The organism is Amycolatopsis samaneae (assembly GCF_039541975.1).
Taxonomy (GTDB): domain Bacteria; phylum Actinomycetota; class Actinomycetes; order Mycobacteriales; family Pseudonocardiaceae; genus Amycolatopsis; species Amycolatopsis samaneae.
Map to the genome: position 1 here is coordinate 38,622 of NZ_BAABHG010000001.1, position 22,624 is coordinate 61,245.

22 protein-coding genes are annotated in these 22,624 nt (G+C 71.0%); 12 read left to right on the forward strand and 10 right to left on the reverse strand.

Translation table 11 applies throughout. The annotated features are described in order from the left end of the window. The first annotated feature begins 107 nt into the window (after window positions 1-107). Window positions 108-2,981, forward strand: coding sequence for an FAD-binding and (Fe-S)-binding domain-containing protein (locus ABD987_RS00180; RefSeq protein WP_345385461.1), 2,874 nt, complete (start codon window positions 108-110; stop codon window positions 2,979-2,981). Here ABD987_RS00180 and ABD987_RS00185 read toward each other — a convergent pair. The 4 genes from ABD987_RS00185 to xsc all read right to left on the reverse strand — a co-directional run bounded on the left by ABD987_RS00185 (window position 2,968) and on the right by xsc (window position 7,408). Then, window positions 2,968-3,759: an IclR family transcriptional regulator gene (locus tag ABD987_RS00185; RefSeq protein WP_345385463.1), complete on the reverse strand. Its 792-nt coding sequence runs from the start codon at window positions 3,757-3,759 to the stop codon at window positions 2,968-2,970. The genes ABD987_RS00180 and ABD987_RS00185 overlap by 14 nt on opposite strands. A 53-nt stretch (window positions 3,760-3,812) precedes the next feature. Further along, on the reverse strand, window positions 3,813-4,538 hold the full coding sequence (locus ABD987_RS00190) for a TSUP family transporter (protein WP_345385465.1): 726 nt from the start codon (window positions 4,536-4,538) through the stop codon (window positions 3,813-3,815). Then, window positions 4,539-5,558 carry a phosphotransacetylase gene (locus tag ABD987_RS00195; RefSeq protein WP_345385467.1) on the reverse strand — a complete coding sequence of 340 codons (1,020 nt, stop codon included), beginning with the start codon at window positions 5,556-5,558 and terminating at the stop codon, window positions 4,539-4,541. It lies immediately after the preceding gene. A 95-nt stretch (window positions 5,559-5,653) separates the two neighbouring features. Next, window positions 5,654-7,408, reverse strand: coding sequence for a sulfoacetaldehyde acetyltransferase (gene xsc / locus ABD987_RS00200; RefSeq protein ID WP_345386766.1), 1,755 nt, complete (start codon window positions 7,406-7,408; stop codon window positions 5,654-5,656). A gap of 190 nt (window positions 7,409-7,598) precedes the next feature. Between xsc and ABD987_RS00205 the strand changes: the two genes are divergently transcribed. The 4 genes from ABD987_RS00205 to ABD987_RS00220 are packed head-to-tail and all read left to right on the forward strand — an operon-like array spanning window position 7,599 to window position 11,485. Next, window positions 7,599-8,420, forward strand: a complete 822-nt coding sequence (locus ABD987_RS00205; RefSeq protein WP_345385469.1) for an IclR family transcriptional regulator — start codon at window positions 7,599-7,601, stop codon at window positions 8,418-8,420. After that, the gene (locus ABD987_RS00210) at window positions 8,417-9,370 is read left to right on the forward strand and encodes an AAA family ATPase (protein WP_345385471.1); all 954 of its coding nucleotides are present in this window, start codon (window positions 8,417-8,419) and stop codon (window positions 9,368-9,370) included. Before ABD987_RS00205 ends, ABD987_RS00210 begins: the two co-directional genes overlap by 4 nt. A 3-nt stretch (window positions 9,371-9,373) precedes the next feature. After that, a complete protein-coding gene (locus ABD987_RS00215) occupies window positions 9,374-11,071 on the forward strand; it encodes a cobaltochelatase CobT-related protein (RefSeq protein ID WP_345385474.1) in 1,698 nt (565 codons plus the stop codon). 51 nt (window positions 11,072-11,122) lie between these two features. Beyond that, window positions 11,123-11,485, forward strand: a complete 363-nt coding sequence (locus ABD987_RS00220) for an alpha/beta fold hydrolase (protein ID WP_345385476.1) — start codon at window positions 11,123-11,125, stop codon at window positions 11,483-11,485. Between the two features lie 273 nt (window positions 11,486-11,758). Here the strand turns inward: ABD987_RS00220 and ABD987_RS00225 are convergent, their stop codons facing one another. Both ABD987_RS00225 and ABD987_RS00230 read right to left on the reverse strand, forming a co-directional pair. Further along, entirely contained in the window at window positions 11,759-12,727 is a 969-nt protein-coding gene (locus tag ABD987_RS00225) for a GNAT family N-acetyltransferase (protein ID WP_345385478.1), read from the reverse strand. A gap of 341 nt (window positions 12,728-13,068) precedes the next feature. Next, window positions 13,069-14,322, reverse strand: a complete 1,254-nt coding sequence (locus tag ABD987_RS00230; protein ID WP_345385480.1) for an HNH endonuclease signature motif containing protein — start codon at window positions 14,320-14,322, stop codon at window positions 13,069-13,071. 95 nt (window positions 14,323-14,417) lie between these two features. Here ABD987_RS00230 and ABD987_RS00235 point away from each other — a divergent pair, with 95 nt between their 5' ends. Beyond that, on the forward strand, window positions 14,418-14,795 hold the full coding sequence (locus ABD987_RS00235; protein ID WP_345385482.1) for a VOC family protein: 378 nt from the start codon (window positions 14,418-14,420) through the stop codon (window positions 14,793-14,795). 1 nt (window position 14,796) lies between these two features. Here ABD987_RS00235 and ABD987_RS00240 read toward each other — a convergent pair whose 3' ends face one another. Continuing rightward, window positions 14,797-15,393 (reverse strand): hypothetical protein, encoded by a 597-nt coding sequence (locus ABD987_RS00240; RefSeq protein WP_345385484.1) that lies wholly within the window; start codon window positions 15,391-15,393, stop codon window positions 14,797-14,799. A 293-nt stretch (window positions 15,394-15,686) separates the two neighbouring features. On the opposite strand from ABD987_RS00240, the gene ABD987_RS00245 reads away from it, so the two are divergent. Then, entirely contained in the window at window positions 15,687-16,460 is a 774-nt protein-coding gene (locus ABD987_RS00245) for a TIGR03084 family metal-binding protein (protein WP_345385486.1), read from the forward strand. 24 nt (window positions 16,461-16,484) lie between these two features. Here ABD987_RS00245 and ABD987_RS00250 read toward each other — a convergent pair whose 3' ends face one another. Next, window positions 16,485-17,708, reverse strand: coding sequence for an oxygenase MpaB family protein (locus ABD987_RS00250; RefSeq protein WP_345385488.1), 1,224 nt, complete (start codon window positions 17,706-17,708; stop codon window positions 16,485-16,487). Between the two features lie 171 nt (window positions 17,709-17,879). Between ABD987_RS00250 and ABD987_RS00255 the strand changes: the two genes are divergently transcribed. From ABD987_RS00255 to ABD987_RS00265, 3 genes are read left to right on the forward strand one after another with little or no spacing between them, the layout of a single operon-like run. Continuing rightward, window positions 17,880-18,551 carry a TetR/AcrR family transcriptional regulator gene (locus ABD987_RS00255; RefSeq protein ID WP_345385490.1) on the forward strand — a complete coding sequence of 224 codons (672 nt, stop codon included), beginning with the start codon at window positions 17,880-17,882 and terminating at the stop codon, window positions 18,549-18,551. Window positions 18,552-18,581: 30 nt separating this feature from the next. Continuing rightward, window positions 18,582-18,893 (forward strand): hypothetical protein, encoded by a 312-nt coding sequence (locus ABD987_RS00260; protein WP_345385492.1) that lies wholly within the window; start codon window positions 18,582-18,584, stop codon window positions 18,891-18,893. A gap of 34 nt (window positions 18,894-18,927) precedes the next feature. Further along, complete coding sequence (locus tag ABD987_RS00265) at window positions 18,928-19,749, forward strand: enoyl-CoA hydratase/isomerase family protein (protein ID WP_345385494.1); 822 nt, start codon at window positions 18,928-18,930, stop codon at window positions 19,747-19,749. Window positions 19,750-19,763: 14 nt separating this feature from the next. Here the strand turns inward: ABD987_RS00265 and ABD987_RS00270 are convergent, their stop codons facing one another. Continuing rightward, entirely contained in the window at window positions 19,764-20,024 is a 261-nt protein-coding gene (locus ABD987_RS00270; protein WP_345385496.1) for an ANTAR domain-containing protein, read from the reverse strand. A 185-nt stretch (window positions 20,025-20,209) separates the two neighbouring features. On the opposite strand from ABD987_RS00270, the gene ABD987_RS00275 reads away from it, so the two are divergent. Further along, window positions 20,210-21,292, forward strand: coding sequence for a WD40/YVTN/BNR-like repeat-containing protein (locus ABD987_RS00275; protein WP_345385498.1), 1,083 nt, complete (start codon window positions 20,210-20,212; stop codon window positions 21,290-21,292). A gap of 2 nt (window positions 21,293-21,294) precedes the next feature. Then, window positions 21,295-21,579, forward strand: coding sequence for a ubiquitin-like small modifier protein 1 (locus tag ABD987_RS00280; RefSeq protein ID WP_345385500.1), 285 nt, complete (start codon window positions 21,295-21,297; stop codon window positions 21,577-21,579). A 25-nt stretch (window positions 21,580-21,604) separates the two neighbouring features. Here the strand turns inward: ABD987_RS00280 and ABD987_RS00285 are convergent, their stop codons facing one another. Beyond that, window positions 21,605-22,501, reverse strand: a complete 897-nt coding sequence (locus tag ABD987_RS00285; RefSeq protein WP_345385502.1) for a S1 family peptidase — start codon at window positions 22,499-22,501, stop codon at window positions 21,605-21,607. Window positions 22,502-22,624: the final 123 nt, after the last annotated feature.

The window sequence follows — 22,624 nt, forward strand, 5'->3', positions numbered from 1 at the left end:
CCTCACGTCGACATTGACAAAATGTGGAAGACATATCCACTATGTGGCGAGCACACCATAGCTCCGCGTCCAGTCGTTGTGAACCCCCGAGTTCCCTGGAGAAGCCCATGCCCTCACCCGCACTTTCGCGATCCGCACTGGTGGAAGCGCTGCGAGCCGCGGTGTCCTGCGAGGTGGCCGGCGACCCGGCGACGCTCGCGACGCACTCCACCGACGCGTCGAACTACCGGCACATCCCGCTGCTGGTGGTGCGTCCCCGCTCGGCCGAGGAGGTGGTGACCGTGCTGCGGGTCTGCGCCGCGCACGGCGCGCCGGTCCTGCCGCGCGGCGCCGCGACGAGCATCGGCGGCCAGGCCACCAACGAGGCGGTGATCCTCGACTTCACCCGGCACCTCGACCGCGTTCTGGAGATCGACGCCGGGGCGCGCACCGCCCGCGTCGAACCCGGTCTCGTCCTCGACCGGCTGCGCGAGCGGGCCGCCGGACACGGGCTGACCTTCGGGCCGGATCCCTCGACGCACAGCCGCTGCACCATCGGCGGCATGATCGGCAACAACGCCTGCGGCTCGCATTCGGTCGCGTGGGGCAAGACCGTGGACAACGTCCGGTCGCTGGAGATCGCGCTGCGCGACGGCACTCGGCTGGAGGTCGGCCGGACGTCGCCGGAGGAACTGGAATCCTTGTGCGGCCGGGAGGATTCGGTCGGGCGGCTCTACCGTTCGCTCCGCGCGGTGCGCGACGAGTACCTCTCCGACATCCGGCTCGGCTTCCCGAAGCTCCCGCGCCGCGTCTCCGGCTACAACCTCGAATACCTGTTGCCGGAGAACGGGTTCGACGTCGCCAAGGCACTCGTCGGCACCGAGGGAACCTGCGCGACGATCCTGAGCGCGACCGTCGACCTGGCGGAGGCGCCGGCGTCGCGGGCGCTCGTGGTGTTCGGGTTCGACAGCAGCGTCGAGGCCGCCGACGCCGTGCCCGCGCTGCTCGATCTGCCCGTGCTGACCATGGAAGGCATCGAAACCGGGCTCGTCCAGGCGCTCGACGCGCGGAAACCCGGCGACCGCAGCGAACTCCCGGCCGGGACGGCGTGGCTCTACCTCGAAACCGGCGGCGCGTCGGCGGCCGAGGCCCGGGAGAACGCCCGGCGGGTCGCCGAGCGCGCCGAACTGGTCGGCGCCAGCACGCTCGTGGTGGAAGACCCGGCGGCGCAACGGAAACTCTGGCGGATCCGCGAGGAGGGCGCGGGACTGGCCACCCGGCTGGCCGACGGTTCGGAGGCCTGGTCCGGCTGGGAGGACGCCGCGGTGCCCCCGGAAAACCTCGGGAAGTACCTGCGCGACTTCGAGCTGCTGATGGCAGAACACGGCCGCAAAGGGCTGGTGTACGGCCATTTCGGTGACGGCTGCCTGCACGTCCGCATCGACTTCCCGCTCGCCGCGCCCGAGGCGGCACCGGCCTATCGGGCGTTCCTCACCGACGCGGCCGACCTCGTCGTCAGGCACGGCGGCTCCCTGTCCGGTGAGCACGGCGACGGCCAGGCGCGCGCGGAGCTGCTGCCCCGGATGTTCCCGCCCCGGCTGATGGCCGCCTTCGCGGAGTTCAAGGCCGCCTTCGACCCGGCCAACGGGATGAACCCGGGCCGGGTCGTCGACCCCGCGCCACTGGACGCCGACCTGCGCACCGTCATCGCGCCGCCCGTCCTGCCGACGCGGGCACGGCTCGCCCTGCACGCGGACGGCGGTGACCTGGCGGCGGCGTCCCGCCGCTGTGTCGGCGTCGGCAAGTGTGTGTCCGCCTCGGGCGGGATGATGTGCCCGAGCTACCGGGCGACCGGCGAAGAAGAGCACTCCACCCGTGGCCGGGCCCGGCTGCTGTTCGAAATGCTCGCCGGGGACGTCATCACCGACGGCTGGCGGTCCGAAGAGGTCCGCCACGCGCTCGATCTCTGCCTGGGCTGCAAGGCCTGCAAGTCCGACTGCCCGGTGGGCGTCGACATGGCCTCCTACCGCTCGGAGTTCCTCAGCAGGCACTACGAACACCGCAAACGCCCGATGGCGCACTACACGATGGGCGCCCTGCCGCGCTGGCTGCGGCTGGGCGCACCGCTGGCGAAGATCGTCAACGCCGTGGCGGCGAGCCCGCTGCGGCACGCGCTCACCCGGCTCGGCGGGATCGCCGCCGAACGCGAGCTGCCCGCACTGGCCACGCCGACGTTCCGGAAGTGGTTCGCCCGCCGGGAAAATCCACAGTGGACGGCTGAACGGACACCCGTCGTGCTGTGGCCGGACACCTTCACCAACTTCTTCGACCCCGGGGTCGGCCGCGACGCGGTCGCCGTGCTGGAGGCCCTCGGCCACGAGGTGCACCTGCCCGCCCGCACCGTCTGCTGTGGACTGACCTGGCACAGCACCGGCCAGCTCGACACGGCCCGCCGCGTGCTGCGCCGTTCCCTCGACACCCTGGAGCCCTGGCTGGACCGCGGAGTGCCGGTGATCGGGCTCGAACCGAGCTGCACCGCACTGCTGCGCGAGGACGCCGCCGAACTGCTGCCCGGCGATCCCCGGGTGAAACTGCTCGGCAAGGCGGTCCGCACCTTCGCCGAGCACGTCGGCGAAGCCGAGCTACCGGAGATCAGGTCGGTCGAAAACCGGGTCCTCACCCAGGTGCACTGCCACCAGCACGCGGACCTCGGCTACGACGCCGACACCCGGCTGCTCGGCCGCGTCACCGGCGAAGCGCGCGTACTGCGTGAGGGCTGCTGCGGCCTGGCGGGCAACTTCGGGTTCGAGCGCGGGCACTACGACGTCTCGGTCCGGGTCGCCGAACACCAGCTGCTGCCCGCGTTGCGCGCGGCGGAACCCGGGACCGTCGTGCACGCGGACGGGTTCAGCTGCCGGACCCAGATCCGGCAGCTGTCCGGGCACGAACCCGCGCACCTCGCGTCGCTGACCGCGCGGGCGCTGGGCCTCAGCGCTGAATGAACCTGTCCGGCGGGAGGAACTGCGCGACCTCGCGCGCGGCGGCGACGGCCCGCGCGCCCAGTTCGGGGATGCGCTCGTCGGGCAGCCGCACCGTCGGTACCTGGATGACCACCGCCGCCCTGGCCAGCCCCTGTTCGTCCAGGACCGCGGCGCCCACGCAGCGCACCCCGGCGACGTTCTCCTCGTCGTCGATGCTGTAGCCGCGGTCACGGGTCTCGGTCAGCTCCAGCGCCAGTTCCTCGCGACGGGACAGCGTGTGCGTGGTCAGCGCGGGCAGCCGCTCGGGCAGGCTCGCCAGATAGGCCTCGACGTCGAGCGAATGCGCCAGCATCGCCTTGCCGGAAGCGGTGGTGTACAAGGGGAAACGAGCACCGGGGTGTTGTTCGAACCGCAACGGCAGGGTGGACTGCGCGCGCAGCAGCACCACCGACTCGCCGCCCTCGCGGACGGCGATGTTCACCGACTCCCCGGTGTCCGCGTTGACCTGCCGGATCACCGGCAACGCGCGTTCCAGCCCGTGCACCCGCTGCGCGGCCTGGCCGAGCAGGATCGCCCCGGCGCCGAGGTGGTAGCAGTCGGTGTGCGGGTTGTGCGCCACCAGGCCGTCGACGCTCAGCGCGCCGACGACGCGGTGCGTGGTGCCCGGGGTGAGGTCGAGCCTGCGGGCGATGGCGGACAGGGACAGCTCCCCGCCCTCCTCCATGAGCAGCCGCAGCACCCCGAGCGCGCGTCGGATCGCCTGGGTTCCGGCTGGTGGCTGGGCTCCTGAGTTGTTCACGGGCTTCCGTCGTCCTGGCGGTTCTCCTGACCGGGTCAGGCTAACGCAACCGCTCAGGAAACCGCGGTCACCACTCCGGAGACCACGACGAGCCCCGCGACGACGTACTTGAACGCCTTCCGGGGCACCCGCGAGGACACCGCGGTGCCGAACTGGTTGCCCACGATCGCCGCGACGAGCAGGACCGGGAGCACCGGCAGCAGCCCGTGACGCGGAATCCCGCCGGTGACGGCGAGCGCGGCGAGGGAGATCAGGTTCGTCGAGATGAAATAGCACGCCAGATTGGCGATGAACGCCCGCACCGGCAGGTTCGCCGTGCTCAGCAGCGCCGCGACCGGCGGGCCGTTCAGCGACACCGAGGTGGCGAGGTAACCGCTGGCCAGCCCGGTGGCCACATGTCCGGCGCGGCCGGGCCCCGCCCTCGTCTCGCCGGTGACGGGAACCAGCAGGAGCAGCCCGAGCAGCGCCACGACGACGCCCGCGAAGACCCGCAGGACATGGACGGGCACGGCGCCGACGGTCACCGCGCCCAGCACCGCGCCCGGGGCGCTGCCCGCGACGAGCAGCCCGATGCGTTTCGGCTCGATCGCCCGCCACGACCGGCACACGACCAGGATCCGGGACACCAGCGTCGCCGCGAGGTTGACCGTCACCACGAACGGGACGTCGTAGCCGAGCAGCAGCAGCGCGGGCGTGGACAGCAGCGACGTCGCGAATCCCGTCGCGCCCCCGATGAGCGAGGACGCCGTCACCGCCAGCCCGGCGAGCAGGAGGTCCATCTAGCCGCCGTCACCGCCCCTGCCGCGGGCCTGCACCGCGGTGAGCAGCGCCGTGGCCCGGATCTCGCCGGCGCCACAGCCGCGGGACAGGTCGTTGACCGGCGCGGCCAGCCCCTGCAGGATCGGCCCGAACGCCTGGGCGCGGCCGAGCCGCTCGGCGATCTTGTACCCGATGTTCCCGGCGTCGAGGTTCGGGAAGACCAGGACGTTCGCCCGGCCCGCGACCGCCGAGTCCGGCGCCTTGCGCAGCCCGACACTCGCCTCCACCGCGGTGTCGAACTGCATTTCGCCGTCCACCCGGAAGCCGGTGTCGCGCCGCCGCAGCAGTTCGGTGGCCCGGCGTACCCGCTCGACCCGTTCGTGGCTGGCGCTGCCGAGCGTGGAGAACGACAGCATCGCGATCACCGGCTCCTCCCCCGTCAGCGCTTCGTGGGTGCGGGCGGACGCTACCGCGATCTCGGCTAACTCCTCGGCGGTGGGATCGGGAACCACGGCGCAGTCGGCGAAGGTCAGGCACCGCCGGTCCGGCAGGGCGAGCAGGAAGCAGCTGCTCAGCGTCGTGGTGCCGGGGGTGAGCCCGGCGTAGCGCAGGCACGCCCGCAGCACGTCGGCGGTCGGCCGGTCCGCGCCCGCGACGCACGCCCCGAACGTCCCGGTCGTGACACCAGCGACCGCCACGGCGAGCGGATCGGCCAGCGCGGCCGGGATCCGGTCGGGCCTTTTCGCCAGCCGGGTGGTGATCAGCGCGTGGATCGCCGGATCCGCCACGAGCTCCGCGGCGTCCACAATGGACTCCCCGGGCAGCCGGACGCCCGCCTCCCGGCAGGCCCGGCGGATCGAGGCCGGATCGCCGACGAGCCGGGGCGCGACACCGTCTTCGTCGTACAGCAGCGCCGCCGCCCGGACGGCCCGCGGGTCGTCGCCGTCGGCCAGCGCGACCGTGGGCCGGTCACCGGCGAGCACCGCGCGCCACCGGTCGTGCAGCGGGAACGTCTCGGCTGGGGCGGGAAGAGCAGACACGGCACCGCTTTCGTGATCGGTGGTGAGGAACCGGGCCGGTCCGTGAATGCCACATTGAGGGACTCGGAGTCCCTCAATGTGGCATTCACGGGCGATCAGACGTAGTCGCGGTACTTGTCCAGCAGCCGCACGGGCTTGCGCAGCGCGTCGCGGCGGAACGGGTCGCCCAGCTCGCGCGAGCACATCACCTCGATGACCGTGGTGCGGCCCTCGTTCATCTGCGCGTCGACCGCCTTGCGCAGCGCGGGACCGACCTCGTCGAGCGAGTCGACCACGATGCCCTCGGCGCCCATCGCCTGCGCGATACCGGCGAAGCTCTCGCTCTCCAGCTCACCCGCGACGAACCGGCGGTTGTAGAAGTCGACCTGGTTCTTCTTCTCCGCGCCCCACTGCCGGTTGTGGAACACGACGGCGGTCACCGGGATGTCGTGGCGTACCGCGGTCATGATCTCGACCATGCTCATCCCCCACGCGCCGTCCCCGGCGTAGGCGATCGCGGGCCGGTCGGGGCACGCGGCCTTGGCGCCGATGATCGTCGGCAGCGCGTACCCGCAGTTGCCGAAGCTCATCGGGGCGAAGAAGCTGCGCGGCTCCTCGAACCGCAGGTAGCTGTGCGCGACCGAGTTGATGTTGCCGATGTCGGTCGAGACCATCACGCGCTCGGGCATGGCCTTTTCGAGCTCACGCAGCACCTGGCGGGGGTGCAGCCAGGTGTGCTCGTCCTGCTCCTGCTCGGCGATCATGTCGAGGCTGTACGGGTCGGTCTCGTGGATCCAGTCGCCGAGCTCCTGCTCCCACGCCTCCTTCTCCGCGCGGATCTCGTCGGCCCGCTGGCCGCGGGACGCGTCACACGCGAGCGTCCGCTTGCGCAGCCGTTCGGTGAGCGCGGTGGCGGCCTCCTTCGCGTCACCGCAGATGCCGACGTCGATCTTCTTGACCAGGCCCAGCATCTTGTTGTCGGCGTCGACCTGGATGATCTTCGCGTTCTTGGGCCAGTAGTCCATCCCGTGCTGCGGCAGCGTGCCGAACGGGCCGAGCCGGGTGCCGAGCGCGAGAACGACGTCCGCCTTGGAGATGAGCCGCATGGCGGCCTTCGAGCCCTGGTAACCGAGCGGGCCGCACCACTGCGGGTGACTCGCCGGGAACGAGTCGTTGTGCTGGTAGCTGTTCACCACCGGCGCGCCGAGCCGCTCGGCGAGCTCGCGGCACTCGTCGACACCGCCGGAGAACACGACGCCGCCGCCCGCGACGATCACCGGGAACTCCGCCGTGGCCAGCAGGTCGGCCGCCTCGTCGAGGCTGCGGGTGCCGCCGGGACCGCGGTCGAGCCGCGCGGGTACCGGGATCTCCGTCTCGATCTCGCCGTAGAAGTGGTCGCGCGGGATGTTGAGCTGCGTCGGCCCCATCTCCGACATCGCGCGGTCGAACGCCCGGCCGGTGAACTCCGCCATCCGGTTCGGGTTGTTCACGTGCGCCTGGTACTTCGTGAACTCCTGGAACATGGGCAGCTGGTTGGCCTCCTGGAAGCCACCGAGCCCGATCCCCATCGTCCCGGTCTCCGGCGTGATCATGACCACCGGGCTGTGCGCCCAGAACGCGGCGGCGATCGCGGTGACGCAGTTGCTGATGCCCGGGCCGTTCTGGCCGATCACCACGCCGTGGCGGCCGCTGGCGCGCGCGTAGCCGTCGGCCATGTGCGCCGCGCCCTGCTCGTGCACGACCGGGATCAGCTTGATGCCCGCCGGCGCGAAGATGTCCATCGCGTCCATGAAGGCGGACCCCATGATGCCGAAGATCTCGGTCACGCCGTTGGCCGCCAACGTCTCGACGAAGGCCTCCGAGGGGGTCATCTTCTGCGGCCCCGTTGCTCGCTCGCTCACTGCCTGCTCCCTGAACGTCGTCGTCGCAAAATCTGGAACGAAAGATTCCGAAAACTTGTACTTCGCCGGACTGTAGGCGCCACGCCCCAGCCAAGTCAACGGGTTGTCTTCAACTCCGAGACGAGGTGTACTGTTTTCCGAGACACCAGAGGGAGGCGGTGTGGAACTCATCCAGGAGCCGGACGGGCCGCTGTCCGGCGACACCCCGGCGCTGCGGCTGTTCGCGCTGCTCGAACTGATCGCAGCCAGTGACCACCAGGTCTCGCTGCCCGCGCTCGTGGCCGAGACCGGGCTGCCCAAACCGACGTTGCACCGCATGCTCCAGCAGCTCGAGTCCGCGGGCCTGCTGCTGCGCGAGGCCGACGGGCGCACTTACACCACCGGCGCGCGGCTGCACCGGCTCGCGGAGAACCTGCTGCTCAACGACTCCCGCAACGGCGGGCGGCACGTGATCCTCCAGCACCTGGTCGAGGAGCTCGGCGAAAGCTGCAACATCACCGCGCTGTCCCGCGGCGAGGTCGTCTACCTCGACCGTGTGGAGACCCCGGAGCCGCTGCGGTTCTACCTGCGCCCCGGTTCGCGGGTCCCCGTCCACTGTTCGGCGAGCGGCAAGCTGTTCCTCGCGCAGATGCCCGCGCCGCAGCGACGCAAGCTCATCGGGCACACCCCGCTCAAGCGCTACACCGCCAAGACGATCACCGAGCCCGACGCGCTGGAGGCCGAGCTCGACCGGATCCGCGCGCAGGGCTACGCCGTCGACGACGAGGAGTTCCTGCCCGGACTGGTCTGCGTCGCGGTGACCGTGCCGCGTGAGGACGGCGGGCAGCCGGTTCTCGGCGTCGCGGTCCAGGCGCCGGTCATGCGCCTGTCGCTCGACGACGTCACCACGACCCTGCCCGCGCTGCGCGCCGCCGCCGAGGCCATGGGGCGCCACGAGATCACCGCCACCACCGACGCCGCGTCGGGAGAGGAGCAGCCGTGACGACCAGGACGCCGGACACCACGGTGGACGCGCGGGAACTGTTCGGCCTCGACGTCGACCTCAAGGTCCCCGCGTTCGCCGAACCCGACGAGCACGTCCCCGCGCGCGACGACGCCTACCGCTTCGACCCCGAGGCGACCCTCGCGTTGCTGCTCGGCTTCGCGCACAACCGGCGGGTGCTGGTGCACGGCCGCCACGGTTCGGGCAAGTCCACGCACGTCGAGCAGATCGCCGCCCGGCTCAACTGGGGCTGCCTGCGCGTCAATCTCGACGGCCACGTCGGGCGGCTCGAACTCGTCGGCCGCGACACGGTGACCCTGCGGGAAGGCAAGCAGGTCACCGAATTCCGCGAGGGGATCCTGCCGTGGGCGGTCCGGCGCCCGGTCGCGCTGGTCCTGGACGAGTACGACGCCGGACGTCCCGACGTCATGTTCGTCATCCAGCGTCTGCTGGAGAAGGAGGGCCGGTTCACCCTCCTCGAACGCAACGAGGTCCTGCACGCCCACCCCGGTTTCCGGCTGTTCGCCACCGCCAACACCAGCGGTCTCGGCGACCACGACGGGCTCTACCACGGCGTGCAGCGGATCAACCACGCCCAGCTGGACCGCTGGAACGTCGTCGCCAAGCTCGACTACCTGCCTGCCGAGGCCGAAATCGACGTGGTCCTCGGCCAGGTCCCCTGGCTCGATCGCCGGACCGCCGAGGCCATGGTCGCGCTCGCCCGGCTCACCCGGCACGGCCACGAATCCGGTGACCTCGCCACGCTGATGTCCACCCGGACGGTGGTGACCTGGGCGGAGAACACCGGGTACCTCGGCGATCCCGCGCTCGCGCTGCGCGTCACGTTCACCAACAAGTGCGCGGAGTTCGAGCGGGAGGTCGTCGGCGAGTACTTCCAGCGGTGTTTCGACCGCGACCCGGAGCCGGGCACGCTCCGCGCGAGCGCCTGAGCGATGGCAGGCGACGCGCTCGCCGACCGCGCCGCCGCGCGGGCGGCCCACCGCCTCGACCTGGTGCGCGGCACCACGGTCCGGGCGATCGGGCGGGATCCCGAGGTCCGCTTCCGCGCCGGGGAACCGTACCGGGGCGGCACCCGGCTCACCATGCTGGCACCGCATCTGCGCACCGGCGCGGAGGAGGACCGGCACTGCCTGCGGGGCGCGGCCGACGCGCTCGCCCTGCGGCTGCGGTACACCGACCCCGCGCTGCACACCGGGCACCGGCCGGACGGCGACGTCGGCGGGCTGCTGTTCGACCAGCTCGAACAGTTCCGCGTCGAATCCCTTGTACCGCAAGGATTTCCCGGCGCCGCCGCGAACGTCCGGCACCGGGCGGAGCACTGGCTCGTCGCCGCCGACGCGGCCGGGCTGACCCAGACGAACTCGGGCCTGCTCCTGCACACCGTGGCCGTCATGGCGTGGTCGCGGTTCACCGGATTCCCGGTGCCCGCCCCGATCGAGGAGATCATCGAGCCGGTGCGGGCCGCGCTCGCTCCCCGGTTCGGCCCCCGGCTCGCCCGGTTGAGCGGGCTCCGTGGCGAACAGGCGCGCTTCGCGCCCGCGGCCGCCGAATTCGCCCTCGCCGTCGCGGATCTGCTGGGCTCCCCCAGCGGACGGGCCCGGCGCGCGGAGTCGGCGGGCCAGCGCGCGCTGGCCGATCTCCTGCGTGGCTCCGGCCCCGACGACGCCGGCGTCCCGGTCGCCGGGGATCCGCGCCATCGGTCCGAAGTGGACGATTACCGGATCTTCACCACCGACCACGACCGGGAGCGCGACGCGGTCCGCCTCGTCCGTCCCGCCCAGCGGAAGGAGTTCCGGCAGCGGCTCGACGATCTCGGCCGCCACGCCCGGCTGAACCGCGCCAAGCTGCTCCGCGACCTCGCCGCCGCGCTCGCGATCCCGGCGGCAGACGGCTGGGAGCACGGCCTCGAAGACGGTCATCTCGACGGCCGCCGCCTCGCCACTCTGGTCACCTCCCCCGGCGAGACCCGCGTCTTCCGCGCCGAGGCCACCACCAGGAAGGCCGACGTCTCGGTCACTTTCCTGCTCGACTGCTCGGGCTCGATGAAACAGCACGTCCCGCTGACCGGCGTCCTCGTCGACGCCCTGACCCGTGTGCTGGACGAACTCGGTGTCACCACGGAGGTTCTCGGTTTTTCCACGGACGGCTGGAACGGGGGCCGGGCGCGGCGCGACTGGGCGAGGGCGGGCCGCCCCGCCGGGCCCGGGCGGCTCAACGACCGCCTGCACCTCGTCTTCAAGGACGCGGACGACTCGTGGCGACGCGCCCGTCAGGGGCTCGCCTGTCTGTTCAAGGCGGACCTGTTCCGCGAGGGCATCGGGGGCGAGGCCGTGCGCTGGGCCGCCGGGCGCTCCCGCGCTCTCGGCGCCCGCCGCGGCCTGCTCGTGGTGTTCACCGACGGCAGTCCCGCCGACAGCGCCACCGCCGCCGCCAACCCCGACGGCTTCCTGGAAACCGATCTGCTCCGCGCCGTCCACGAGGCCGAGAGCGCCGGGACCGAGGTCCACGCCATGAGCCTCGGCGTCGACCTCGGCCACTTCTTCGGCCGCTCCCTGGTGTTGCCCGCTCAGGAACGGGCCGACCAGTCCATGGCCGACGAGATCGTGGCGGCCCTGCGCGTCCGGCGGTGAAACCGCCTGATCCGGACCTGGGTCAGCGACACCCTGGGCGCGTTCGACCTGATGGGCGGCACGGTGGAGAAGCGCACCGAGCGCATGATGTCACGGGGCATCACCAGGCCGGTCGCCACGGCACTGGCCGCGGCGCAGGGACCGGAAATGGGCCGGGCCATCCTCACCTACTACCGCTCCGCCGTTCAACCGGTCATGGCCGACCTGGGCAGGAACCTCCCCGCCGCGGCACGTCCCGGGCTCGCCGTCATCGCCGCCGAGGACCACATCGTCGGCTCGCAGGAGATGCGGCGCCGCAGCGCGGAACGGGCCGGAGCCGAGGTCGCGGTCCTCGACGGAGTGGGTCACTGGTGGATGGTGCAGAACCCGGCCCTCGGCGCCCGGGCCCTGACCGATTTCTGGGCCCGGCACTGAGTTCCCGGTCGTGACTGGTTATGACTGGTTATGGGAGCCAGTTCTGGACTCGCGGCGAGCGGCGGCCACACTCGACCGCGAGGAAACTCCGGGTGGGGCCACTTCTGGTTCCCAGTCGATCTTCCCAAGATCGGGAAGTGGTGTCGGCATACTGGCCAAAGTGCTCAGGCGCGTACAGATGAACGTGCTCAGTGGTGCGGCTGCTTCTGTGTGGCACTCGGCGCAGGGCACTGCAATCGGTGGTCCGTTGAGACGGCCCGTGAGTGCGTCGGGTCAGACTTCGAGTGCCCAGCGCACGTAGCGCATCCTCGGGGTGAAGCCTGCCTTCTCGAAGACTCCGGACGCCCCGGAGGGGCTCGCCGAGTCGACGCTCAGGCTGGCGCGGTCGTAGCCCTGGTCGGCGGCGGCCCGCAGTGCGTGCCCGATCAGGGCGCTGGCGACGCCCCGCCTCCGGTAGCCCGGGAGTGTTCCGATGAGCATGAAGTGCGCGTCACGGACCCCGGTGGCCGCGGTATCGGCCTCCCAGGACATGGTCACCAGCACGCCCACCGGCGCCCCGGTCGTTACCTGCCGGAGCAGGAAGCTGACCTCGGGCCGGAACGTCTGGTTGGTGATCTTGTTCTTCCACAGGTCCACGGGCATCGGCACCGCACCCCAGTGGTCGATGAAGGACTCGTTGCGGGTCAACCGGAATTCCTCATCGTTGCGCTCCGACCACGGCTCGATCCGCAGCCCGTCGGGGACCGCCACGGCGCCGAGCGCGTCGCCGAGCGGGCGCTCCATGCGCTGGAAGTAGCGAACCGGCGCGAACCCCTGGCAGCGGAGGAGTTCGGCCACACCGGCGATGTGCTCGCTCTTGTGGACGTCGACCACGAGCTTCCGTGTCGGGTGATGCAGCGCGTGCAGCACCTTCGCTGCCGCCACCCCGGCTTCCATGAGCGTGGTGCCGACACCCCGGCGGCGATAGTCCGGGTGGACCCCGCCGTCCAGAAAGACCCGATGGACCTCGTCCGCGGTCGGCTTGTAGCGGATCTTCATGTAGCCGACCATCACGCCGCCGTCGAAGATCGCGAGGCTCCCGCGCTCCAGATCCGCGTAAGGATCGATCAGCTCCTGGAGGGTATCTTCCGCGGTGTAGTTCTCACCGATCTCGTCCACCGTCTCGATGGCGTTGAGCAGGTCGGCCGACGCTTTGGCGTCCCCGTGGGTAAGCGGCCGCCACGTCAGAGATGTTTCCACCATGCCACGGACGGTAATCCCCGCATGTGCGGGCTGTCGCACTATTTCCCGGCCAGAGCCGTAGACCGCGCCGACCGCCGCGCGGAGCGATCAGCCACGGTCAGCCAGCGAGGTCGTCGGTTGAGGTCAAGCCAGACCAGGCCGACCACCAGCAGCGCACAGGCCAACTCACCCAACCGCAGACCCGCAAACCGCGAACCGAACTCGCCCAGCACTGAGCACGTTCGTCCGTACACGACCGAGCACTTTCGCCAGTACGCCGACAAGCGGGACCAGAACTCGCCCGAAAATGGAGCCGGAACCCGTTCTTGCAGCCATCGTGACGGTCTCCCGAGCAGGACAGCTCAGGTTCGGTGAATGGTATTGCGTCGAGGCGTACGGGCGGGGTCCATCCAGGTGGGTGGCAGGAACTCCGGTAGCCCGTCGTTTGCGATGCGGACTTCCCATTCGGATCGGTGGATTACCTTGTGGTGCACGGAACATACGAGCACAAGATTGTCCACTTTGGTCTCCCCGTGGTGTGCCCAATAGGTGATGTGGTGCGCGGTGCATTGGGACGCGGGGGCTTCACAGCCCGGGAACGCACATCCGCGGTCGCGGTGGATCAGGGCCCGGCGGATGGCGGGGGTGGCGAGTCGGTGGGCGCGGCCGACGTCGAGGGGTTCGCTGTGGGTACCCAGCACCATGGGGATGATCTTGGCGTCGCAGGCCAGCCGTCGGGCTTGGGCGGCGGTGATCTCGCCCGACGGGGCGAGGGTGGCCTGCCCGATCCCGGTGCGCAGTTCCTCCAGCCCGACGGTGACGACGATGTGGGTGGCTTCCCCGGCCTGAGTCGGCAACTCCGGAAGCTCGGCCCACATCCGCACCAGTTCGGAGAAGGCGTGCCCGCGTCGTTCCCAGGGGGAACGAGTGTCGCGGCCTTCTTCGGTGGCGGGCCGGGGCTTCGCTAACGGATTGAGCATTGCCTGGAGGCGTGCGGAGGTCTCGTCGTCGACGCGGGCCTTGATCTGGTGCCCGCCATCCCGATGCGAGGCGATCGAGAACTCGGGCCGGAACGGTTCCGGCTCCGGGTTCTTCGGCTCCGGCCCATCCGGGTCAAGCTGAGCCAGCAATCGCGCTCCGGCCTTGTCGATCTCCCGAGGCCCAGCCGCGCGGGCCAGTTCGGCGAGAATCTTCTCCGCCTCGCCCCGCTCACTCACCAGCAGCGTCTTCGGGAGTTTTCCAAGAACACTGAGGATTTTATCGATCTGCGCGGCACCGACCGCGCCGTCCGTGGCCGCGAGTGCCGTGGCAGGCGCGATCGGGGGTTGCTCACCGCTGGTCAGATCGCGGGTGCCGTTCAACGCCACCGCCCGTGCCACTCGCGCTTTCGCCTCGGAGAACGGAAGATGCAACGTCTCACACAACAACCGCGCCAGACTCCCATACCCCGTGACCTCCCGAACACCCCGTCGTTCCAGCTCGGCCAGGATTTCCCCTTGCCGCGCCGCCAAACGCCGCTGTGCTCGTTCGGTGCGGACGAGTTCGGACAGCAGACAGTCGGCATCCTCGCGCCACCACTCGGTGCGCGATGTCTGGGTGCCGCTGCCGGTACTCACATCATCGACATTACCGAGATAATCGAACGCACGTAGCTACACGATCAGGTGAAGTGGCCGATGAGTCGAGAGCGGATTCCTGGCAGACTGCGCCAATGCGCATCAAACACCAGGTCGTCACCTTCGACGCGGCCGAACTCGCCGCGGAGAGCCATTTCTGGGCAGGAGTGCTCGGCGGGGAGGTGGACGAGGACGAGGACTGGCACATGGTGCTGGTGGGCGGGGCACCGCGGATCGGCGTGCAGTTCGCGCCCGGCCATGTGCCACCGGATTGGCCGGACGGCCCCACCGCCCAGCAGGTGCACCTCGATCTCTGGGTAGAGGACTTCACCGAAGCGCATGAACACGTCATGTCTCTCGGTGCCTCGGTGCTGAAAACGGCCGCCGGGGCCAAGTCCGGGGACGACTTCCAGGTCTATGCCGACCCGGCCGGTCACCCCTTCTGCCTGTGCTGGCTGGTTGAAAGCCGCTGAGTCAGACCTTGAGGTCGAAGCCTGAGACGTACCAGGCGCCTTCGTGCTTCTGCACCTTGAAGGTGAGACTGAACGAATCCGTGTTCCCGGTGGCGCCGACGAGTTCGAGACTGCGCAGGGTGCGGCCGTCGAGCTCGACCGCGGTGTCGGCGACGGTGACCTGGTCCCCCGTCGCCGACTTGTCGGTCACGACAACCTTTCCCCGCGGCGGCAGGGTGACGCCCGGCTTGGCCCAGGCTTCGTGCAGCGACTTCGCGCTCTTGAGCACTTCCGGACTCTTGCACAGCGTGTTGGCGTCCTTGCCGGGAGGCAGCACGGGAGCGCCGGACAGGCACGCCTTCGTGTACTTCTCTTCCAGAATCTGGGTGACCCAGCGCTCGACAGCGGCCTGGTAGGTGGGAGACCCGGAAGCGGGCCGCGTCCCGGACGGCTGAGTCGTACTGCTCGCCGATGGCGCGGGCGATCCGGTGCTCGGTCCCTGCGAACCGGTCGCACCGCACGCGGTCAGGCCCAGCATGATCGCCGGTACCAGGAGGGCGAACCGGCTCGTTTCCGGTTTCCGGGCGGGCGCGCCGAGCGAGACTATCCTCACGGTCACAGGAATTCCCTTTGACTGGCCCGATGTTGGGCTCTGCGGCTTTGTTTCCGAGTTTCGCGGCTGTTCTCCGGGACGTCAATCAATTCCGGCAAGGGGTGCCTCATCGGGCATCGGCGTTGTCCGGGATTCCGTCCGCGGGCCGGGTGGAGCTTCCTGCCTGTTCGTCCAGCGCTCGTTGACCGAACACGCCGTCCGCGAGTCCGCCCGCCACTCCTTGGGTAGCATGAAACAACAGGCTGACCTCAGCCGTCCTGTTAGGACATTCCAGGTCAAAACGCGCGAAAGTGAGCCGGATGCTGGACTACGGCCTCGACATGTCCACTGTGGAGCGTGACGTCGCGCTGCCGGATCTGGTGGCCGAGGGGGACGAACTCGACGCGCTGGTGTCGGCGGAGGCCGACTGGTCCCGGCCCACGCCCGCGGCGGGGTGGACGATCGCCCACCAGATCGCGCATCTCGCCGCCGCCGACGCGAACGTGCTCGTCGCCGTCCGGACACCGGAAGGGTTCGACGCCGTGCTGGCGCGGACGGAGGCCGCGGGTGACGAGGCCGCCGACCTCGAAGCCGCCGAGGGAGCCGCCAAACCACGCGAGGTGCTGCTGGCACAGTGGCGGGCCGGGCGGGCCGAGGTGGCGGCGGCGCTCCGTGACGTTCCGCTGGGCCACGGGTTTCCGTGGTTCGGCTCGCGGCTGACCGCGGCGCTGATGGTGCCGCTCCGGCTGATGGAAACCTGGGCGCACGGACAGGACGTGTTCGACGCACTGGACACCGAACACCGCGCGACGAGCAGGCTCCGGCACGTGGCCGCTCTGGGCGTGGCCGGACGGGCACTGTCGTTCCACGCCGCCCGAACACCCGAACCGGCGGAACCGTTCCGTGTCGAGCTGACCGGCCCCGGCGGGCAGATCTGGACGTGGGGCCCGGAGGACGCCGCGCAACGGGTCGAGGGCACCGCCCGCGACTTCTGCCTCCGGGTCACCCACCGCCGGTCACTGGCCCAGACCGGCCTCACGGCGGTGGGCGAGGACGCGCGGAAGTGGCTGGACCTCGCGCGCGTCTTCCTCTGAGAGCCCGCTGTTGAGATCCCGCTGTCAGGACGGGCGGTTGGTCTCGGGAATCTCGATGCTGATCGGCCGGGCCTCGGACAGGTAGAGCAGTGCCGCCCTGCGCAGGAACTCGTCGAAGAGCCAGTAGGCCTGTGGCGCGCCGGGGAACGGGAGCAGCCCTTCCCGTACAGCGATGAACGGTCCCCAGCTCGCCCGGAGCAGCGGGTCCCAGACCGGTTCCCTGGCGATCCGCAGCCAGTCGGCGATCCGGTCCCCGAGCAGGAACCGGGTGAACGCGCCGAGCACGGGCTTGCTGAGCACACCGCCGTCGACCGCCGAACCGAGGCCGAGCAGGATGTCGGCGAGCTCGACGCCCTCGGAAGTCGGCTCCAGCACCGGGTCCAGCACCTGCGCCGCCTGGGCGTTCGCCTGGTCCCATGACGCGGGGATGTACTCGTCCATGATGCCGAGCAGGTGCGCGCCGACCTGCCACGAGTGCAGGAACGCCGCGGAGTCGGCGGCCGGGATCGGCACCTGCCACGCGGTGAGCTTCCGCATCACGGTGGTGGGCAGGCTGTGCCAGGTGACCATCATGTCCGCCTGGCTGATCGGGATCTTCTCGCCGGAGGCGTCCGGCCAGTGCGGGGACTTCGGCAGCAGATGGCGCACCGCGGCGTGCACGAGCCGGGTCTTGACGCAGGTGACGACCATTTCGCCGTCGGGCTGGTAGGCGTTGCGCGAGCCGATGTCGTAGCCCAGTTTGGCGGTCTTGGAGATGCGGTCCTTCATGGCCGCGCCACCCTTGGAGTAGTACACCGCGCGCGCCTCGTGGGGAATGACCGTGCTCATCATGCCGCTGGCCAGCCCGTACAGCACGCCGAGGTAGAGCCCCCGTTTCTCGGTGAATTCGACCGCGGTGCCCAGCTTGCCCCGGTCCGCCCACGGCGGCAGCCGCCGCGCCCGCTCCATGAAGTCGCGCAGATCCGCCGGGAGCCCGTCCGGCAGCGGCTGGCCGTTCTTGGTCCAGGTCCGCAGCGCCGCGTTGACGCGGGGCACCTCGCCCCGGTCGAGCAGCGAGGCGACCAGCGGATCGGCCTCCGGATCCCACACCCACCGCGGATCGGCGCCCTCCCCCGTACCGGCCACCGAACCACGCGGCGACCACGTCCACGGTGGCCGCGCCCACGCGGGCGTCGCGGCGCTCAGCGCGCCCAGTGCGCCCAACGCCCCGCCCGCCTTCAACATGTTGCGCCTGCTGAGACCGTCCATGCCTTCGCTCCTCCTCGAGGCCGCGAGCACTGATACGATGAAACGCGTCTTGCATCTGCGTATCACCATGAGAGCACAGCGTGCCACGGGTCACAAGACCCGTCGCCGGGGAAAACGTCCGGCGGTGAGGGCGGGTCTTGGGGCAGAATCGGTCCTCTGGAGGAGGTGCTCGTGGAACCTGCGCTGTCGGCCCTCGGGGCGACGTCGGGCTCGGCGTCGATGCTCGAACGCGCGTACACCGAGGCCGTCGAACGGGTCGACGACACCGACGAGACCCGCGCGCGCATCCTCGACGCGGCCTACGAGCAGTTCTGCCGGATGGGCATCCAACGGTCCACAATGGAGGATGTGGCCCGGCGGGCGGCGGTCTCGCGGATCACCGTCTACCGCCGGTTCGCCACGAAGGACGCGCTGGTCGAACACGTGGTGCGGCGCGAGTTCCGCCGGTACTTCGACCAGTTCCTCGTCGACATCGAGCGGGCCGAGACCGTCGCCGACCGGGTGGTGCTGGGTTTCGTCAGCTCACTGCGCGCCATCCGCGGCAACCCGCTGATCGGCGGTCTGATCGCCGCGGAGCCGGACCTGTTCGTCTCGTCGATGACCCGCGACGGCGGGCGGACGCTGGCCACCGTGCGGGAGTTCGTCGCGGGCCAGCTCCGCCGTGAGCAGCGGGCGGGCACGGTGGCACGCGAGGTGGATCCCGACCGGGTGGCCGAACTGATGGTCCGGGTCTCCGCCTCGTTCCTCGCGATCCCCAGTCATCTCATCGATCTCGACGACGACGACCAGGTGGCCGCGGTCGCCCGGCAGTTCCTCGTCCCCATGCTGCGGCCGCGCGGATGACCGCGCCCGCGACCGAAGGGAGAACGTCCGGTGTTCGTGCACGTCAGCGGTGACGGGGCCAGGGTGGCCGAAGGCGACGACTGCACCCGGCTCCACGTCGCCTCCGAGCTGGATCCGGCGGCGACGGGAGCGGCGCTGCGGGAGGCCGGTCTCGGCGAACTGGCCGACGGCCGGGACGACGCCCGGCTTTCGGTCGAGGCGCTGCGCGCCGCCGCGTCGCGTGACCCGGTCGGCGAGGACTGGCCCGGCCGATGGGACGCGATGCTCGCCTACGCGGCGCGCAAGGGCTGGCTGGACGGGGAAAAGGTCACCGCCCACGTCGAATACCGGCCCTCCGCGTGACCCTCCACAAACGACAGTCCACCGAAGGAGCCCGATGAGTCCCTACGCACGTTTCGAGCATCTGCGGGTGGACGGACCGGACGACGCGGGCGTGCTCGAACTCGTCTTCGACGCGCCGAACCTGAACGCGGTCGGCGAGGCCGCGCACGGGGAACTCGCGGACATCTGGCGCGAGTTCGACCGCGATCCGGCGGTGCGGGCGGTGCTGGTGCGCGGCGAGGGCAAGGCGTTCTCCGCGGGCGGGTCGTTCGACCTCGTCGAGAGGCTGTCGAACGACTACGAGGCCCGCACCCGCACGATGCGGGAGGCACGAGACCTGGTCTACAACATCATCGACTGCGCGAAACCGATCGTGTCCGCGATCCACGGCCCGGCGGTCGGGGCCGGGCTGGTCACCGGGCTACTGGCCGACGTCTCGGTGGTCGCCGCGAACGCCAAGATCGTCGACGGCCACACCCGGCTCGGGGTCGCGGCCGGTGACCACGCGGCGGTGTGCTGGCCGCTGTTGTGCGGGATGGCCAAGGCGAAGTACCACCTGATGACCTGCCGCCCGATGACCGGGGCGGAGGCCGAGCGGATCGGTCTCGTGTCGCTGTGCGTGGACGAGGAGACCGAGTTGCTGCCCACCGCCCGCGAACTCGCGCTCGAACTGGCCTCCGGCGCGCCCACCGCCATCCGCTGGACCAAGCAGAGCCTCAACGCGTGGTACCGGCAGGTCGCCGGGGCGATCTTCGACTCTTCGCTCGCGCTGGAGTTCTACGGCTTCGCCGGCCCCGAAGTGCGTGAGGGCCTCGCCTCACACCGCGAACGCCGCAGGCCCGACTTCTCCCGCGACCACGCCGAGCGGGACGGCTGACCCGGCGGCAGGCTTCACCCGTCGGTACCCGGCAGGGTGCCGACTATCGACCCGGCGACGGTGTGCAGCCGCCGCCGCTCGTCCCGCGCGCGTTTCCGCAGGCGGGTGAACGCCTCGTGCAGGGTGATCTGATGCCGTTCGGCGAGGACTCCCTTGGCCTGCTCTATCACGATCCTCGTGTCCAGCGCGGTCTGCAGCTGGGTGACAAGCCGGCGCAGGCGTGCCAGCTCGTCGAGTCCGTCACTTTCGGTTTCCGACCCATGCCCCGAAACCATCTCGTCTCTCTTCCCCGGCGCGGAAGCGATCGATGACGCGGCCAGCTCCATGAATACCCGAACGACAGTGGAAATAACTACTCCGGCCGGGCGGTCCCCGGCCGGCATCCGGTCCCGCCGCTTCTGTCGGTGCGGCGGGGTATGGTCCCTGTGACCCGAGTCACTCTCGAACACCAGGAGGCCGGATGCCTGTTCTCCTCGCGATCGGCACACGCAAGGGGCTGTGGCTGGCGACCAGCGCGGACGGCCGGGAAAACTGGACGACGACCGGCCCGCACCACCCGATGACGGAGGTCTACGCGGTCGCGGTCGACGTCCGCCGGACCACCCCCCGGCTGCTGGCGGGGGTCACCAGCGAGCACTACGGGCCGAGCGTGGCCACGAGCGACGATCTGGGCGCGACCTGGGCGGAACCCGACCACGCCCCGCTCGCCTTCCCGCCGGACACCGGGGAGTCGCTGGCCAGGGTGTGGCAGCTGACGCCCGGCCCGGCGGAGGAGCCGGAGGTGGTCTACGCCGGGGTCGAGCCCTCGGCGCTGTTCCGCTCCACCGACGGCGGCCGGACCTACGAGCTGGTCCGCGGCCTGTGGGACCACCCGCACCGGGCGCACTGGACGCCGGGCGGCGGTGGCAAGGCCGTGCACACGGTGATCCCCCACCCCGCCGCGCCGGAGCGGATCACCGTGGCGATGTCCACCGGGGGTGTCTACCGCACCGAGGACGGCGGCGGCTCCTGGCAGGCGCGCAACACGGGGATCAGGGCGGTCCACGTGCCCGACCCGTTCCCGGAATACGGCCAGTGCGTGCACAAGGTGGCCGCGCACCCCGGCGCGCCGGAACGTTTCTTCGCCCAGGTGCACCACGGCGTCTACCGCAGCGACGACGACACGGCCAGCTGGCGCTCGATCGCCGGCGGGCTGCCCAGCGACTTCGGCTTCCCGATGGTGGTGCACCCGCGGCGGCCCGAGGTGATCTACACCTTCCCGCTGGTGGCCGACGCCCGGCGGTTCCCGCCGCAGGCGCGGTGCCGGGTGTACCGCAGCGAGGACGCGGGCGAATCGTGGACCGCGCTGGGCTCCGGGCTGCCGGACGGCTTCTGGGCCGGGGTCATGCGGGACGCGATGTGTGTCGACGACGCCGAACCCGCCGGGGTGTACTTCGGCTCGCGCAACGGCGAGGTCTACGCGAGCCGGGACGAGGGCGAACACTGGCGGCTCGTCGCGTCGCACCTGCCCGACGTGCTGTGCGTCCGTGCCGCGACGGTGTGACGATGCGCGCCGTCGTGCTGCTGCCGGGAATGCTGCGTGCGCAGGCGGGCGGACGGGCCCGGCTGGTCGTCGAGATCGGCGAGGGGGCCACCCTTGGCGGCCTGCTCGACGCGCTGGCGGAGCAGTACCCGGCGCTGGAGCGCAGGCTCCGCGACGAGCAGGCCGGGCTGCGCCGCTACGTCAACTTCTTCGTCGACGGCCAGGAGTGCCGCCACTCCGGCGGCGCCGCGACCCCGCTCGGACCGGAGGCCGAGATCCAGATCATCCCGTCGGTGGCCGGGGGCTGACCGAGGGTCCACTGTGGACTTTCGGTCAGCGGGCGGTGCCGCCGGTCTGCGCGCGGATCCAGTCGGCCAGCACGTCCACCCGCGCGAGGATCTCCGTGCCCGGCTGGGGGCAGGGCGGCCCGCTGTTCTCGATGGCCACCAGCCGCCCGGTCCGGTCGTCGTCGGAGACGAAGTACGGCGAGCCGGAGTCGTCGGGGCACGGGCTGTTCTCCACGGTGCGCGGCACCACCGGCAGCGCCTCCACCGTGTACCGCAGGAGCTTCGCGACGCTGAACTCACCGTGCTTGAGGCGTTCGGACGGGACCGAGACGGTGGCCGAATGGGAGCCCCAGCCGGCGAACCGCAGCCGCTCACCGACCTGCGGTGCCCGGTCCGGCAGGGTCAGCGGGACGACGTCGGTGATCGCGGTGTCGAGCTTCGCCAGCGCGAGGTCGCTGGCTGGGGCCTGCCGGACGTCGACCACCTGGGCCTGGTGACCACCGGGGTCGCTGTCCTTGAGCTTCCCGACGGTCACGGTCATGTGGTAGTCGGGCTTGCCGCTCACCGCCGTGCCGTCGAGGTCGTGGAAGCAGTGCCCGGCGGTGACGATCCACTCGGGGGCGATCAGCGAACCGCTGCACCCGCCGCGGCGCACCCCACCGCCCCGCACCGGGATGTCCGAGGACGCCAGCTTCGCGTTGAACGGCAGGGTCCGGCTCACCGTGGGTGGCGGCGTGGTGGTGGCCGCGGCGGTCGTCGCCGGCACCGGGGAGGTGACGGCGCCCTGCGGCGCGGCCGCGGCGGCGGGGCCGGGTCCCGGCCGGGCCGCCGCGCGTATCCCGCCGGTGACGACTCCGATATTGGCGCAGGCGGCGCCCGCCATGATCGCGGCCGCGATCGCCCAGAGCCGCCGGATCGGCAGGCGAGGCGCGTTCGTGCTCATGTCCGGTAGGACGTGCGATCACCCGGAGAGGTTCAGCCGGATGATCACCTGTGCACTTACGCACACAAAATTTTCCCGGCCTGACGTGGGCGAGCCCACATCGGCAGGCGCGCCGTGACCCAG

Excerpts from the sequence above, each read along its gene's own strand:
- ABD987_RS00180 (WP_345385461.1), top strand. The coding sequence starts at position 108 with ATGCCCTCACCCGCACTTTCGCGATCCGCACTGGTGGAAGCGCTGCGA.
- ABD987_RS00190 (WP_345385465.1), bottom strand. The coding sequence starts at position 4,538 with ATGGACCTCCTGCTCGCCGGGCTGGCGGTGACGGCGTCCTCGCTCATC.
- xsc (WP_345386766.1), bottom strand. The coding sequence starts at position 7,408 with ATGACCCCCTCGGAGGCCTTCGTCGAGACGTTGGCGGCCAACGGCGTG.
- ABD987_RS00215 (WP_345385474.1), top strand. The coding sequence starts at position 9,374 with ATGGCAGGCGACGCGCTCGCCGACCGCGCCGCCGCGCGGGCGGCCCAC.
- ABD987_RS00220 (WP_345385476.1), top strand. The coding sequence starts at position 11,123 with ATGGGCGGCACGGTGGAGAAGCGCACCGAGCGCATGATGTCACGGGGC.
- ABD987_RS00225 (WP_345385478.1), bottom strand. The coding sequence starts at position 12,727 with ATGGTGGAAACATCTCTGACGTGGCGGCCGCTTACCCACGGGGACGCC.
- ABD987_RS00235 (WP_345385482.1), top strand. The coding sequence starts at position 14,418 with ATGCGCATCAAACACCAGGTCGTCACCTTCGACGCGGCCGAACTCGCC.
- ABD987_RS00245 (WP_345385486.1), top strand. The coding sequence starts at position 15,687 with ATGCTGGACTACGGCCTCGACATGTCCACTGTGGAGCGTGACGTCGCG.
- ABD987_RS00250 (WP_345385488.1), bottom strand. The coding sequence starts at position 17,708 with ATGGACGGTCTCAGCAGGCGCAACATGTTGAAGGCGGGCGGGGCGTTG.
- ABD987_RS00265 (WP_345385494.1), top strand. The coding sequence starts at position 18,928 with ATGAGTCCCTACGCACGTTTCGAGCATCTGCGGGTGGACGGACCGGAC.
- ABD987_RS00270 (WP_345385496.1), bottom strand. The coding sequence starts at position 20,024 with ATGGTTTCGGGGCATGGGTCGGAAACCGAAAGTGACGGACTCGACGAG.
- ABD987_RS00275 (WP_345385498.1), top strand. The coding sequence starts at position 20,210 with ATGCCTGTTCTCCTCGCGATCGGCACACGCAAGGGGCTGTGGCTGGCG.
- ABD987_RS00280 (WP_345385500.1), top strand. The coding sequence starts at position 21,295 with ATGCGCGCCGTCGTGCTGCTGCCGGGAATGCTGCGTGCGCAGGCGGGC.
- ABD987_RS00285 (WP_345385502.1), bottom strand. The coding sequence starts at position 22,501 with ATGAGCACGAACGCGCCTCGCCTGCCGATCCGGCGGCTCTGGGCGATC.